At 59.9% G+C, this 14,261-nt stretch carries 8 protein-coding genes; 2 read left to right on the top strand and 6 right to left on the bottom strand.

Features of this window, described 5'->3' with window-relative positions; genetic code table 11:
- Positions 1-250: 250 nt before the first annotated feature.
- Positions 251-1,099, bottom strand: a complete 849-nt coding sequence (locus Q0K02_RS12270; RefSeq protein WP_294489458.1) for a C-GCAxxG-C-C family protein — start codon at positions 1,097-1,099, stop codon at positions 251-253.
- 307 nt (positions 1,100-1,406) lie between these two features.
- On the opposite strand from Q0K02_RS12270, the gene Q0K02_RS12265 reads away from it, so the two are divergent.
- Positions 1,407-2,894: an aminoacyl-histidine dipeptidase gene (locus tag Q0K02_RS12265; RefSeq protein ID WP_294489455.1), complete on the top strand. Its 1,488-nt coding sequence runs from the start codon at positions 1,407-1,409 to the stop codon at positions 2,892-2,894.
- 185 nt (positions 2,895-3,079) lie between these two features.
- Here the strand turns inward: Q0K02_RS12265 and Q0K02_RS12260 are convergent, their stop codons facing one another.
- The 3 genes from Q0K02_RS12260 to Q0K02_RS12250 form a co-directional block, all read right to left on the bottom strand.
- Entirely contained in the window at positions 3,080-4,447 is a 1,368-nt protein-coding gene (locus tag Q0K02_RS12260) for a sodium-dependent transporter (protein ID WP_294489453.1), read from the bottom strand.
- Positions 4,448-4,531: 84 nt separating this feature from the next.
- Positions 4,532-5,896: a sodium-dependent transporter gene (locus tag Q0K02_RS12255; RefSeq protein ID WP_294489449.1), complete on the bottom strand. Its 1,365-nt coding sequence runs from the start codon at positions 5,894-5,896 to the stop codon at positions 4,532-4,534.
- A 203-nt stretch (positions 5,897-6,099) separates the two neighbouring features.
- Positions 6,100-7,467: a sodium-dependent transporter gene (locus tag Q0K02_RS12250; RefSeq protein ID WP_294489446.1), complete on the bottom strand. Its 1,368-nt coding sequence runs from the start codon at positions 7,465-7,467 to the stop codon at positions 6,100-6,102.
- 338 nt (positions 7,468-7,805) lie between these two features.
- On the opposite strand from Q0K02_RS12250, the gene Q0K02_RS12245 reads away from it, so the two are divergent.
- Positions 7,806-9,128 (top strand): chloride channel protein, encoded by a 1,323-nt coding sequence (locus tag Q0K02_RS12245; RefSeq protein ID WP_294489443.1) that lies wholly within the window; start codon positions 7,806-7,808, stop codon positions 9,126-9,128.
- A gap of 420 nt (positions 9,129-9,548) precedes the next feature.
- Here Q0K02_RS12245 and gyrA read toward each other — a convergent pair whose 3' ends face one another.
- Both gyrA and Q0K02_RS12235 read right to left on the bottom strand, forming a co-directional pair.
- The gene (gene gyrA / locus Q0K02_RS12240) at positions 9,549-11,987 is read right to left on the bottom strand and encodes a DNA gyrase subunit A (RefSeq protein WP_294489440.1); all 2,439 of its coding nucleotides are present in this window, start codon (positions 11,985-11,987) and stop codon (positions 9,549-9,551) included.
- Positions 11,988-12,066: 79 nt separating this feature from the next.
- A partial coding sequence (locus tag Q0K02_RS12235) for a DNA gyrase subunit B (protein WP_294489437.1) occupies positions 12,067-14,261 on the bottom strand: 2,195 nt, incomplete at its 5' end.

Raw genomic sequence — 14,261 nt, 5'->3', positions numbered from 1 at the left:
CGCGTTTTCGAGTTATGCCCATTTACCCCCGACTTGTCAAACACTTTTTTGCGATTTTTTCATTCTTTTTTCATTTTTATATTTAATATACTGATTACATTCATTTTATTTTTATCAAACCAAACGGTTCCGTCAGGCTTTCCGCAGCAATTCCTGCCGCAACCGTCCGAAAAACACTTTTTCATAAAAAAGAGGAGGGGGATTCGGCCCCCTCCTTTTCCTCATCAATATGGAATGAGCCTTTCCCGATTTACGGATGGTTGTGGAACTTGTCCGCCGTGGCTTCGGAACCGCTGTGGCAGGGAGTGCAGTCCATGTTGCCCTTCTGGATGTCGGACATCTTGCCCTTGCCGTGGCAGGTGGTGCAGCCGGTCACGGATTCCTGCTTGCCGAGCGCGCCCTTCCATTCCTTGCCGGCTTCGATCTTGGCGTTGAGAATCTCAATGGCCTTGCGGCTCACGTCGGCGGTGATGCGGCCGCAGCGTTCGCTGCGTTCCGTGCTGTTGGCCGCCAGCTTGGTGGCGTGCGACCAGCGGGAAACCGACACGTGGCAGAGCACGGAATGCGACACGCTGGTGGGCAGATCGCCCTTCACGCCCTGGGCGGCGTCGCCGGGATTGTAGATGGGGAAGGCCGTCTGTTCATACCAGCGGAACAGCTCGTTCACCATGGGAGTGGCTTCCTTGCGCGGATAGAACACCGAGAAGGCCATGGCCGCGCCGGCAAGCGCGCCGCAGATGGTGCCCCAGTCGGACATGCCGCCCTTGAATCCTTCCATCATGGTGAAGGGGAAGGTGTTGTAGGGGGCGCCGTACTTTTCCGCCATGGTGCCGATGATGCTGTAGAACACGCCGTAGCCGCAGCCGTAACCCTTATACCAGTAGCCCTGATAGGCCACGGAAGCCGCAGCGGCGATGTCGTCGATCTTTTTCGGGGTCCAGCCGAACTCTCCGCCCATCTGCGCAAAGTGTCCGTTTTTACCGGCGGACATGGCAGGAGCGGCAGGAGCCGCGATAACGGTACCGGACATGGCGGCAAGGGAACCACCAACGGCAAGACCACCCATAACGCCCAGCATGGCTCTTCTGCTGTATTCCATAATATTCTCCGAGGTAGAATAAATAATACACGTAAACCTTATTCCGTCTGAAAAAGGCATACGTCGGTACTATGTGATTAATAGAACATTATGTCAATCGGTCGGCGGGAAATTAAAAAATCCTGCGCATTTCTTCTCTTATTTTCCCGGCATCGCATGCGCCGCAGCGCTTTTTCAAGCGTCTCCCGCGTCGATCCGAAGAGCCGGTTGCACCCGGCGGACTTCTTGAGTAAACCGAAACGGCGCGCCCTTGCGGGCTCGCATCCTCCCAGGCATTTCAACGACATGGAAAATACAGGAGCAAGTTATGAACAATGCCTCCAGCACCGACAAGCCCTATCTCGGCTGGTTTGCCAAAATCTGCAGCATTCCTCATGAATCAAAGCACGAGCGTCAGCTCAGCGACTATCTCGTGACCTTCGCCAACGAGCGCGGCCTCGCCGTCAGGCAGGACGAAGCAGGCAACATCCTCATCCGCAAGCCCGGCACGCCCGGTCTGGAACAGGCTCCCGTCGTGGTTCTTCAGGGACACATGGACATGGTGTGCGTGAAGGACAACGGCCTCGACTTCGATTTTGCCAAAGATCCGCTGAAACTCGTGTTCGACGGCGACAGCCTGCACGCCGACGGCACCTCGCTGGGCGCGGACAACGGCATAGCGCTCGCCTACATGCTCGCGCTGCTGGATTCCAAAGACATTCCGCATCCTCCGCTTGAAGCCGTGGTCACCGTGGATGAAGAAGTGGGCATGGGCGGAGCCACGGCGTTCGACGCCTCGCAGGTGACGGCCTCCATGTTCATCAACATGGACTCCGAAGAAGAGGGCGTGTTCTGCGTGAGCTGCGCCGGCGGAAGAAGAAGCAGAATGCACATTCCCGCCGCGTTTGAAGACGCGGCCGCCGTTCCCGAAAGCAGCGCCTTCCGCTTTTTCCGCATCACCGTGGGCGGCCTGGCGGGCGGACACTCGGGCCTCGAAATCCACAAGGAGCGCGGCAACAGCAACAAGCTGCTGGCCAGAGTGCTCGACGATCTCATGCAGACCTTCCCCTGCCGTCTGGCTTCCATCCACGGCGGCACGGCGGCCAACGCCATTCCCAAGGAAAGCTCGGCCGTGGTGTTCATCCGTGCCGACGAAGAAACGCTGCGCAGCCGTCTTGACGACTGGGCCGACGTTTTCCGCCACGAACTGCGGGGAGCCGACGGCGCAGGTCTGCACATTGCCCTGGAGAGCGCGGAAGGCGGCAGGATCATGACCGAAGAAAGCGCCGGACGCATTCTTGACGCCGCGCTGCTGATTCCCACCGGCATCGCCTCCATGGACATGACCATCACCACGCAGCGCCTGGTGGAAAGTTCCAACAACTTCGCCGTGATGCTCATGGAAGAAAACGGCGTGGTCTTCCAGTGCCAGACCAGAAGTTCCTCCGCCAGCCGCAAGGAAGCCCTCTGCCGTCAGATCGACGTGCTCGGCGCCATGGTGGGCGCAACCGTGGAACATTCCGGCGACTATCCGGCCTGGGAATACAATCCCGATTCCCGCTTGCAGCCGCTGTTTGAACAGGCCTACCGCGACCTCTTCCACAAGGACGCCAGAGTGGAAGGCATTCACGCCGGTCTGGAATGCGGCCTATTCTCCAAAAAGTTCAAGAAGCTCGGACACCCCATGGACTTTCTCTCCTTCGGGCCGGAAGTCACGGGCGCGCATTCCACCAAGGAAACGCTCAACCTTCCTTCTGCGGAACGGGCCTGGCGTCTGCTGCTTGAGGTTTTGCGCCGCATAGGCGAGCAGGCCTGACGCCTGCGCGCGTCGATTTCAGACGGGGCGCGCGGAGCGCCGGACATGAAAAATCCGGCGTCGCCGCGCGAGCCGAAGCGACGCCGCAGGAGAAATCCTCACATCCGGGCTCACGCCCATAATCGAGAAGGCCACGTCGGTAAGACGCGGCCTTCTCGATACTTCAGCGGTTCAGAGAGACGACATCAGGAAAAGAATTTCTGAATATAGCCCTGCACAAACACCAGCGCCACCACGAGAGGCAGAATCCACGTCAGGTAGAAGCGCAGGAACTTGGGAAACTTCACGCCGCGGCCGGCGTCGGTTTCCGCCATGAACTTATCCCAGCCCCAGCCGAACTTGTGACAGCAGAACAGCATGAAGGTGATGGCGCCGATGGACAGCAGATTGTTGCTGAGAATGAAGTCTTCCAGATCCATGAGCGTGCTGCCCTTGCCCAGGGGCTGAATGCCGGAGAGCACGTTGAAGCCGAGCACGCAGGGCAGGGTGAGCAGGGTGAGCGCCACGCCGTTCACCACCGTGGACTTGCGGCGCGACCATTTCCACACGTCCATGCTGTAGGAAATGATGTTCTCGATGACCGTGATGACCGTAGTCAGCGCAGCCACGCTCATGAACACGAAGAACAGCGTGCCCCAGAAGCGTCCGCCGGACATGGAATTGAACACGTTGGGCAGCGTGATGAAAATCAGTCCGGGGCCGGAATCGGGTTCCACGCCGAAGGCGAAGCAGGCCGGGAAAATGATGAATCCCGACATCATGGCCACAAAGGTGTCCAGGCAGACGATCCAGATGGATTCCTGCGTGATGGTGTACTCGCGCCCCAGATAGCTGCCGAAAATGCACATGGAGCCGATGCCGAGCCCCAGCGTGAAGAAGGCCTGGTTCATGGCGTCGTTGAGCAGGCTCCAGATGCCGGCGTTCACGGCGCGCTCCCAGTCGGGAGCAAGGTAGAAGGTCAGTCCGTCCATCGCTCCGGGCAGGGTCACGGCTCGAAGGGCGAGTCCCAGCATGATGACGAGAAGCCCGGTCATCATGAACTTGACCACGCGTTCCACGCCCCGGCGCAGACCGAAGCCGCAGACGATGAAGCAGAGTATGGACGTCAGAAACGCCCAGAAGGTCATGCCCGCAGGATCGGCAAGCATGGTTCCGAAGGCGGCGGGCATCTGATCAGGCGCGAGGGCGAGCTGTCCCGTTGCCGTTCTCCACACGTAAAAGAGCATCCATCCGGCCACGGGAATATAAAACATCATGAGCAGGTAGCTGCCTACAATGCTGAGCCAGCCCATGCGGTGCCAGTGCGATCCTCTGGGTTCCAGCACGCGCAGCGCGTTGCCGAGGTTCTGCTGCGAGGCGCGACCCACGGAAAATTCCATGATGAGCAGAGGCAGCGCCAGCATGAGCAGAAAGAACAGGTAGGCGACCACGAACACGGCACCGCCGTACTTGCCCGTAATGTAGGGGAATCTCCACACGTTGCCCAGGCCGATGGCGCATCCGGCGGAAACAAAAAGAAAGCCGATGCGGCTGGCCATTTTTTCTCGTTGCATGACGTACTCCAGAGACGGAAAACAAAGGCGGCGCGCGCCTCGCCGCAGCAAGGCGCGCGCCGGAAAAAGGTTGCAGAAAAGAAATCAGAAGAACTTCTGAATGTAGCCTTCCACAAAAATGACCAGAAGCACGACGGGCAGTATCCAGGTCAGGTAGAAGCGCAGGAACTTGGGAAACTTCATGCCTGCGCCGGCGTCGGCTTCGGCAATGAACTTGTCCCAGCCCCAGCCGTAGCGCTGGCAGCAGAACAGGCAGAAAATGAGCGAGCCGAGCGGCAGCAGGTTGTTGCTGATGACGAAGTCCTCCAGATCCATGATGGTGGAACCCTGACCGAGGGGCTGAATGTCCGACCAGATGTTGAAGCCGAAAATGCAGGGCAGGGTGCAGAGAGTGAGCACCACGCAGTTGATCTTCACGGCCTTTTTTCTCGTCCACTCGTAGGTGTCCATGAAGTGGGAGATGATGTTTTCCATCACGGCGATGACCGTGGTGAGCGCAGCCGCGCTCATGAACACGAAGAACAGCGCGCCCCAGAAGCGGCCGCCGGCCATGTTGTTGAAGATGTTGGGCAGCGTGATGAAGATGAGGCCGGGGCCGGCGTCGGGCTGCACGCCGAAGGCGAAGCACGCCGGGAAAATGATGAGGCCCGACATGAACGCCACGAAGGTGTCCAGAGAAACGATGAACACCGATTCCTTGGTCAGGGTGTTGTCCCGGTTGAGATAGCTGCCGAAAATGCACATGGCGCCGATGCCGATGCTCAGGGTGAAGAAGGCCTGATTCATGGCGTCGTTGAGAAGCGACATGATGCCGGCGTCCATGGCGCGCTGAAGGTCGGGCACGAGATAGAAGGCCACGCCCTTCATGCTGCCGGGCAGAGTGAGGGAATGCACGGCAAGGCCGACGACGATGACGAGCAGTCCGCCCATCATGATTTTGACCACGCGCTCCACGCCCTTCTGAAGACCGAGCGCGCACACGCCGAAGCATCCGAGGGAGGCGACAAGCGTCCAGAAAAGCATGATGCCCGGGCTGGCAAGCAGATTGGAAAAGACTCCCGGCACCTGATCCACGGGAACGGAAAGCGTGCCCGTCACGGTGGCCCAGCAGTAATACATCATCCAGCCTGCCACGGGAATGTAGAACATCATGAGCGCATAGGAGCCTATGATGCTGAAGCAGCCGAAATAGCTCCATTTGGAACCGGGCTTGAGTTCACGAAAGGCGCGGGACATGTTTCGCCTGGAAGCGCGTCCGACGGTGAATTCCATGATGAGAATGGGCAGGCCCATGCCGAGAAGAAACACAAGATAGGCGACAAGAAAAACAGCGCCACCGTATTTGCCCGTAATAAAAGGAAAACGCCATACATTGCCGAGTCCGATGGCACAACCGGCGGAAAGGAAAAGAAAACCCAGCCGACTGGCGAGCTGTTCTCGTTGAGCCATAGTATATTTCTCCTTGGCGGAAATCTTTTTTCTTCATATATGTGAAACAGGACGGCCCGGCAACCGGAAAAAACCGGCTTCCGCGGCCGCTCCCTCTTCACAAACGCTCCGACTCCCGCCGAAAAACGACGGAAAATCGTCGGGATGCGTCGTCTTTCCGTTTTTTGAAATGCTCTTACAAATTCGTCAAAAATTTTCCGAAATTAAAAGAACTTCTGAATGTATCCCTGCGCGAAGATGAAAAGAAACACCACCGGCAGAATCCAGGTCAGATAGAAGCGCAGGAACTTGGGGAACTTCATGCCCCGGCCCGTGTCGGCCTCGGCAATAAAGTTGTCCCAGCCCCAGCCGTAGCGGTGACAGCAGAACAGCATGAACAGGAACGAGCCCAGCGGCAGGATGTTGTTGCTGATGATGAAGTCTTCCAGGTCGAGCACCGCGCTGCCGGGACCGAAGGGCTGGAAGTCGGACCAGACGTTGAAGCCGAGAATGCAGGGCAGGGTGAGCAGGGTGAGCACCACGAAATTGATGATGGTGGACTTTTTGCGCGACCAGCCGTAGCCGTCCATGAAAAACGCAATGATGTTTTCGAGCACCGCAATGACCGTGGTGAGCGCGGCCGCACTCATGAACACGAAGAACAAAAAGCCCCAGAAGCGTCCGCCGGTCATGTTGTTGAAGATGTTGGGCAGGGTGATGAAAATGAGCCCGGGCCCGGCGTCCGGCGTTACGCCGAAGGCGAAGCAGGCGGGAAAGATGATGAGTCCGGCGGTCAGGGCCACAAAGGTGTCCAGCGCCACGATGAGCACGGATTCCTGCGTGAGCGAGCGATCCTTCTTCAGGTAGCTGCCGAAAATGCACATGCTGCCCATGCCCACGCTCAGGGTGAAGAAGGCCTGATTCATGGCATCGTTCACCAGAGCGAGAAAGCCTGCGTCCACGGCGCGTCCGAGATCGGGCTTGAGATAGAATTCCAGGCCCTTGGAGCCGCCTTCCAGAAAACAGGAATGCAGGGCGAGCCCCAGCATGATGACAAGCAGCCCCAGCATCATGACCTTGACCACGCGCTCCACGCCCCGCTGAAGGCCCTGTCCGCAGATGGCGAAGCACGACGCGGACACCACCACGGTCCAGAACAGCAGCAGCCAGGGATCGGCGAGCATGCCGCCGAACACCGCCGGAACCTGCGCCGTGGGGACATCCAGACGGCCGGTCAGCATGAACCAGCAGTAGCAGAGCATCCAGCCGGCGATGGGAATGTAGAACATCATCAGAAGATAGTTGCCTATGGGGCTCATGATGCCGAACCTGTGCCACCAGCTGCCCCGGGGCTCAAGCCTGGCCAGCGCGTGGGCCATGTTGCGCTGCGTGGCGCGCCCCACGGAAAATTCCATGACCAGCACGGGAAGCCCCACGAAGATCAGGAAAAGCAGATAAACCACAAGAAAGACAGCGCCGCCGTACTTGCCCGTAATATACGGAAAGCGCCATACGTTGCCGAGCCCGATGGCGCACCCGGCCGAAAGAAGCAGAAACCCCAGTCTGCTGGCAAGTTGTTCACGCTGAGCCATGTTCAGTTCTCCTGAAGAAGATGATTTCTTCTAGGTATAGGATAAAACTCACGGGCCCGGCAACCGAAAATGTTCTCTTTTTCCCTTCAGAGGTATGCTTGCGCTGCCCGCGCTCCTGTACTACAGCTTTGCACAGGCAGGCGGCGGAAAAACGTCGGCCCTTCGTGTTGCGTTTACCATTGCCGCAGTGTTGCCGCAGTCAAGACAAAAGGACAGGTAACGAGCTCGAAAAAAAACGCATGCGCCTCTCCGTTCACGGTCGTCGGCGCAGCCTTGCCTTTGCCGTCGCTCCGCATCACCTTTCCCCGGGAAGCCTTTGCGCCTCACAGGAATCATTCATGAATCAACATCGCCGCAAATACTGGATTCTGCGCGCCAACCGCGTTCTGCTCGCTCTGGAAGGCGTCGTCATCGGCCTCGGCTGCGCCTGCGTCATCTGCAGCTTCCGCCTGGCCCGCGACCATGCCGCGCCCGTTCTCTCCTCCTGGCTTGCCGGATGGAAGGATAACTGGTGGATCGCGCCGCTCTGGCTGCTCGTCCTTGTTGCCGCCGCCCGTTTTCTGGGCTGGCTGGTCAAAACCACGCCGCTCATTTCCGGCAGCGGCATTCCGCAGACGGAACTCATCGTCCGGGGCAGACTCCACGTCTCGCGCCGTGACTGGCTCCGCGTGCTTCCGGCAAAATTCGTCGGATGCCTCGTTTCCACGGTGGGCGGACTCTCCCTCGGCCGCGAAGGGCCCTGCATCCAGATGGGAGCCGCCACCGCAGCCCTTCTTGCCGGACTCTGGGAACGCATCTCCTTTGCCGGGCACATTCACATCGCCGCCGGAGCCGCCGCAGGCATGACCGCCGCCTTCGGCTCTCCCATAGCCGGCGTGCTCTTCGTGTTCGAGGAAATGAAAAGCCGCTTCACCTGGGGCGGACTCATCGCCGTGGGCTTTGCCGCCGCCACGGCCGCACTCGCCACGCGCTGCCTTTTCGGATTCGGACTCATCTTTCCCTTCCGGGACATCCACGCCCTGCCGCTTTCCCTCCTCTGGACGGCTCCCCTCATGGGCGTCGTCATGGGCGCGGCGGGCGTGCTCTACAACAAGGCGCTGCTCGGAACCAAAAACGCCGAAGCCCTGCACACGCCCCTTTCCCAGAACTGGCGCATCCTGCCGCCCATGCTGGCCGCCTTCGTGCTGGCCTTCGCCTGCCCCGCCGTGCTCGGCGGCGGCGAAGACCTCGCCGGAAGCCTGATACGCTTTGCCGCCGACCCCGCCTCCGTCCTGCCCGCGCTGCTCCTCCTCGCCGCTCTCAAAATCGCCTTCTCCCTGTTCAGCTACACCGGCAACGTGCCCGGCGGCATACTCATGCCCATGCTCTGCATAGGCGCGCTGCTCGGAGCCCTCTGCGGACAACTTCTCGCCGCCTCCGGCCTCATCCCCCCGGAAAGCTGGAACACCTTCCTCATCTACGGCATGGTCGGCTTCTTCGTCTCCATGGTGCGCGTCCCCCTCACCGGCACCGCCCTCGTCATGGAAATGTCCGGCGCCCTCTCCTGCCTCCCCGGCGCCCTCATCGTAGCCTTCATCGCCTCATGGACAGCCAACGCCCTCCGCTGCCCCCCGGTCTATGATTCTCTGAGAGCCGCCATCGTTGTTTCGAGGAAGAAGTAGTTATGGGTTATGCGGGGGAAGGGGGAAACCCTTTTGAAAAAGGGCTTTCCCCCTTCCCCCGCACCCCCATCCCCCTTCCTAAAACTTTTATTTCGGGGAAGTGTTGAGGGGGAGAAAGGAAAAAGGCGGAAGAGTCTGCACGAACGTTGCTGAGAAGAGTACGGGCGTGTCGAGCAAAACTTTTCCACCCTGACCGCAGAGATGTTGCCGGGGCAGCCTTAAAATTTTTCCTTTTCTCTGCATCACATTCCAAGCAGCACATCGACAAAAAGCCCCGACTCTCAAAAAGAGTCGGGGCTTTTTGTCTTTCAGCGACCGAGCCGCCGCATAATTAAAAAGTCTTGGAAGGATAGGAGGGGCGCGGGGAGGAAAGGGAAGCTTTCTTCAGAAAGTTCCCTTTCCTCCCCGCCAATCTCTCCTCTATTCTTCCGCATTCTCTCCGTTGTCGGACACGGTGTCGAAGCCGGCGACGCTGGCGCCTTCGTCGAGTTTGACGAGGCGGACGCCCATGGTGGCGCGGCCGACGGAGCGGACTTCGTCCACGCCGAGGCGGATGATCTTATTGGTGGAAGTGAGCAGGATGAGGGAGTCCGTATCGGACACGGGCATGGCGCCGATGACTTCGCCGGTCTTGGGGGAGACCTTGAAGTTGATGAGGCCTATGCCGCCGCGGCTCTGCATGCGGTAGAGGTCTATCTTGGTGCGTTTGCCGTAGCCGAGGGCGGAAACCGTCATGATCATGGTGGAGTTGTCGCCGTCCTTCACGGTGACGCAGGCCACCACGGAGTCGCCGCGGCGCAGTCCTATGCCCTTCACGCCGGAAGCGCTGCGGCCCATGGGACGGACGTCGGGCATGGCGAAGCGTATGGCCATGCCGTGGGCGGTGGCGAGCACCACGTGATCGGAATCCGTGACTTCGCGCACGGCGATGAGTTCATCGCCTTCCTTGAGGCCGAGGGCTATCATGCCGCTCTTGCGGCAGCGGGCGTACAGGGAAGCGCTGGAGCGTTTGACCATGCCCTGCTTGGTGGTGAACAGGAAATAGCTGTGTTCGGCGAACTCGCGCACGGTAAGGGCGTTGGCCACCCACTCGTCCTTTTCCAGGGGCAGGAGGTTGGCAATGTGCATGCCCTTGGCGGTGCGGCTGCCTTCCGGCACCTGATGCACCTTGAGCTGATGCATGCGGCCCTTGTTGGTGAAGAGCAGCAGGTACTGATGATTGGTGGTGGTGAGGAATTCCTGCACGAAGTCGTCTTCGGAGGTGTGCAGGCCGGCAATGCCCTTGCCGCCTCTCTTCTGCTGCTGATAGTTGGCGAGCGTGGTGCGCTTGATGTAGCCGCGGCGCGACAGAGTGATGACCACGTCCTCGTCGGGAATGAGGTCTTCGATGTCGATGCCGGAAAGCTCGTCCATGACCACTTCGGTGCGGCGGGGCGTGGAGTAGGTGTTCTTGATGTACTGCGTTTCTTCGCGCAGCACGCCGCGGAGCACTTCGGGATCCTCAAGGATGGAGGTCAGGTAGGCGATGAGCTTCTGCAGTTCGCGGAATTCTTCGAGCAGCTTGTCGCGTTCGAGGCCGGTGAGGCGCTGCAGGCGCATGTCGAGAATGCTCTGCGCCTGGATTTCCGTGAAGCCGAAGCGGTTCACCAGGCCGGACTTGGCTTCCTGCGGGGTTTCCGAACCGCGGATGAGCGACACGATTTCATCGATGATGTCGAGCGCCTTGAGCAGACCTTCCACGATGTGGGCGCGGGCCTGCGCCTTTTCCAGATCGAAGCGGGTGCGGCGGATGACCACCTCGCGGCGATGATCGAGGAAGCAGGTGAGGGCCGTGCGCAGATTGAGCTGCTGGGGCTTGTTGTCCACCACGGCGAGCATGTTGATGCCGAAGGAGGTTTCCAGAGGCGTGTACTTGTAGAGCGCGTTGATGACGAGCTCCGGAATGGTGCCCCGGCGCAGATCGAGAATGATGCGTATGCCCTTCTTGTCGGACAGGTCGCGCAGGTCGGTCACGCCGTCGAGCTTGCGGTCGTTCACGAGGGCCGCAATCTTGGTGACGAGCACGGACTTGTTGAGCGCGTAGGGAATTTCGCGGATCACCACGGACTGCTGCCCTTTCTTGCGTTCCTCAACTTCCACGCGGCCTCTCACCTTCACCACGCCGCGGCCGGTGCGGTAGGCGTCGAGCAGGCCCTGACCGGCATACACGAAGCCGGCCGTGGGGAAGTCCGGGCCGTGAACGAGATCGATGAGGTCGTCCACGGTGCAGTCGGGTTCGTCGATGAGGCGAAGGAGCGCGTCGCACAATTCCCCGAGGTTGTGGGGAGGAATGTTGGTGGCCATGCCCACGGCGATGCCCGAAGAACCGTTGAGCAGCAGGTTGGGCACCTTGGTGGGGAGCACTTCGGGTTCCTGTTCCGAACCGTCGTAGTTCGGACGGAAATCCACGGTCTTCTTCTCTATGTCGTCCAGAAATTCGGAAGCGAGGCGGGACATGCGCACTTCGGTGTATCGCATGGCGGCGGCGGAGTCGCCGTCGATGGAGCCGAAGTTGCCCTGACCGTCTTCCAGGGGATCGCGCATGTTGAAGTCCTGCGCCATGCGCACGAGGGCGTCGTACACGGCGAAGTCGCCGTGAGGATGATACTTGCCTATGACGTCGCCGACGACGCGGGCGCTTTTCTTGGTGGGCCGGTTGTAGGTGTTGGCCATCTGCGACTGCGCAAAGAGAATGCGGCGATGCACGGGCTTGAGGCCGTCGCGCGCGTCGGGAATGGCGCGGCCTATGATGACGCTGAGCGAGTAGGCCAGATAGGACTGACGCAGCTCTTTTTCTATATCGACTTTAAATTCTGCCACGGTAGGAATCCTTTGGGCGATGTGTTAATGAGTTCCCGGAAAAGAAGGGAAGCCCCTTCGCGGGAAGGGGCCCGTCTCATCAGATGTCGAGATCTTCCATGGAAAGCGCGTTGCGGATGATGAAGTCGCGGCGCAGATCGGCGCGGTCGCCCATGAGTTCCTCAATGGTGTCGGACGCGGCCTGGGCGTCTTCAATGCTGACCTGCAGAAGCGCTCTCTTTTCGGGGTTCATGGTGGTCATTTCCAGCTGTTCGGGATTCATTTCGCCGAGACCTTTGTAGCGCTGGATGTTGAAGCCCTTGCGCGCCTCGGCGTAGGCGGATTCGCGCAGTTCAAAGTAATCCTTGACCTCGCGGCTGGATTCGGAGCTCGAAAGCGTCACGGGGAAGGAGCCGCAGGCCTTTTCGAGCTTGGTCCAGACCTGGCGGGCGTGCCGGTACATGCGCGAGTGGAAGAATTCCACGGCGAGGCGCGTGCGATGGCCGCTTCTGTTCTCAAACACCAGGAAGGAACGTTCGTCGTCTTCAAGCTGTTCCACTTCCAGCTTCGCCGCATAGCCCTGTTCTTCCATCCAGGCGCGGAAGTTTTCGGGCAGACCGTTTTCGGCCATGGCGGGCGTGAGTTCCTCGCTGAAGCGGAGGAAGGAAAGGAAAAGCTCGCGCGAAATGGCGGAATTTTCCGCTTCGGTCATGGACTTTTCAAGGTCGTCGATGTCCTTGAGCAGGCCGATGAGATCGCTGCCGCGGTAGGTTCTGCCGTCGGCGGTGGTCACGGACACGCCGTCGGCCAGGCGCTGAAGCAGAAATTCGTCGAGCTCGTTGTCGTCCTTCAGGAACTTGATGGTGTTGCTGCCCTTCTTGATGCCGTAGAGCGGAGGCTGGGCGATGTAGATGTGCCCTTCCTCGATGAGCTTGGGATAGTAGCGGAAGAAGAAGGTGAGCATGAGCGTGCAGATGTGCGCGCCGTCCACGTCGGCGTCGGTCATGATGATGATCTTGTGGTAGCGCAGCTTGGAATAGTCCATGTTGTCGCCGATGCCCACGCCCATGGCCGTGATCATGTTCTTGATTTCTTCGCTGGCGAGCATGCGGTCGAAGCGGGCGCGCTCCACGTTCAGGATCTTGCCGCGCAGCGGCAGAATGGCCTGCGTCATGGGGTTGCGGCCCTGCTTGGCGGAACCGCCTGCGGAATCGCCTTCCACGATGAACACTTCGCATTCCGAAGGATCCTTGCTCTGGCAGTCGGCAAGCTTGCCGGGCAGAGAATTGTCGGAAAGCGCGCCCTTGCGGCGCACGAGTTCGCGGGCGCGACGCGCGGCTTCGCGGGCGCGGGAGGCCTCGGTGGCCTTTTCGATGATGACGCGGATGTCCTTGGGATGCTCCTGGAAATACACGTCGAGCGCGTTGTACACCACGCCGTTCACGATGCCCACCACTTCGCTGTTGCCGAGCTTGGTCTTGGTCTGACCTTCAAACTGCGGCTGGGGGAGCTTCACGCTGATGATGGCCGTCAGGCCTTCGCGCACGTCGTCGCCGGAAAGGCTGTCGCCCTTGAGCTTCTTCTGAAGGTCGGGCTGGCTCTTCACGTAGTTGTTGATGGCGCGGGTGAGCGCGGTCTTGAAGCCGGCCAGATGCGTGCCGCCCTCGTGCGTGCGGATGTTGTTCGCAAACGTGAGCGTCTTTTCGTTGAAGCCGGAATTGTACTGAAGGGCGAAGTCCACCGTCACGTTGTCCTGCACGCCTTCGCCGCTGATGATGGGATGCAGGCCGGTCTCGTTGCAGTTCAGATCCTTCACGAACTGCTCAAGGCCGCCTTCGGCGTGATAGGTGTGGGTTTCGTTGGTGCGCTCGTCGTTGCAGATGATGGTCAGGCCCTTGTTGAGATAGGCCAGTTCCTCGAAGCGCTTCTTCAGGATGTCGAAGGAATAGACGGTGGTCTCGAAAATTTCTTCGTCGGGCAGAAAATGCACGGTGGTGCCGTGCCCTTCGGCGTCGCCCAGGGGTTCCACCTTGGTGACGGGCACGCCGCGCTCGTAGCGCTGACGCCAGCGCTTGCCGTCGCGGCGGACGATGACTTCCAGCCAGCTCGACAGCGCGTTCACGCAGGAGACGCCCACGCCGTGCAGACCGCCGGACACCTTGTAGGCGTTGTTGTCGAACTTGCCGCCCGCGTGCAGCTTGGTCATGACCACCTGAACGGCGGGAATGCGCAGCTTGGGATGAATGTCCACGGGAATGCCGCGGCCGTTGTCGCGCACGGTGACGCTGTTGTCCA

This window comes from uncultured Mailhella sp., assembly GCF_944324995.1.
In the GTDB taxonomy this organism is placed as follows: domain Bacteria; phylum Desulfobacterota; class Desulfovibrionia; order Desulfovibrionales; family Desulfovibrionaceae; genus Mailhella.
Note: the sequence above shows the minus strand (reverse complement) of the source record. Positions and strands in the feature narration are given on the sequence as shown.

What these genes read in the sequence shown, in the direction of transcription:
- Q0K02_RS12260 (WP_294489453.1), bottom strand. Translation starts at nt 4,447, where the DNA reads ATGCAACGAGAAAAAATGGCCAGCCGCATCGGCTTTCTTTTTGTTTCC.
- Q0K02_RS12255 (WP_294489449.1), bottom strand. Translation starts at nt 5,896, where the DNA reads ATGGCTCAACGAGAACAGCTCGCCAGTCGGCTGGGTTTTCTTTTCCTT.
- Q0K02_RS12265 (WP_294489455.1), top strand. Translation starts at nt 1,407, where the DNA reads ATGAACAATGCCTCCAGCACCGACAAGCCCTATCTCGGCTGGTTTGCC.
- Q0K02_RS12245 (WP_294489443.1), top strand. Translation starts at nt 7,806, where the DNA reads ATGAATCAACATCGCCGCAAATACTGGATTCTGCGCGCCAACCGCGTT.
- Q0K02_RS12250 (WP_294489446.1), bottom strand. Translation starts at nt 7,467, where the DNA reads ATGGCTCAGCGTGAACAACTTGCCAGCAGACTGGGGTTTCTGCTTCTT.
- Q0K02_RS12270 (WP_294489458.1), bottom strand. Translation starts at nt 1,099, where the DNA reads ATGGAATACAGCAGAAGAGCCATGCTGGGCGTTATGGGTGGTCTTGCC.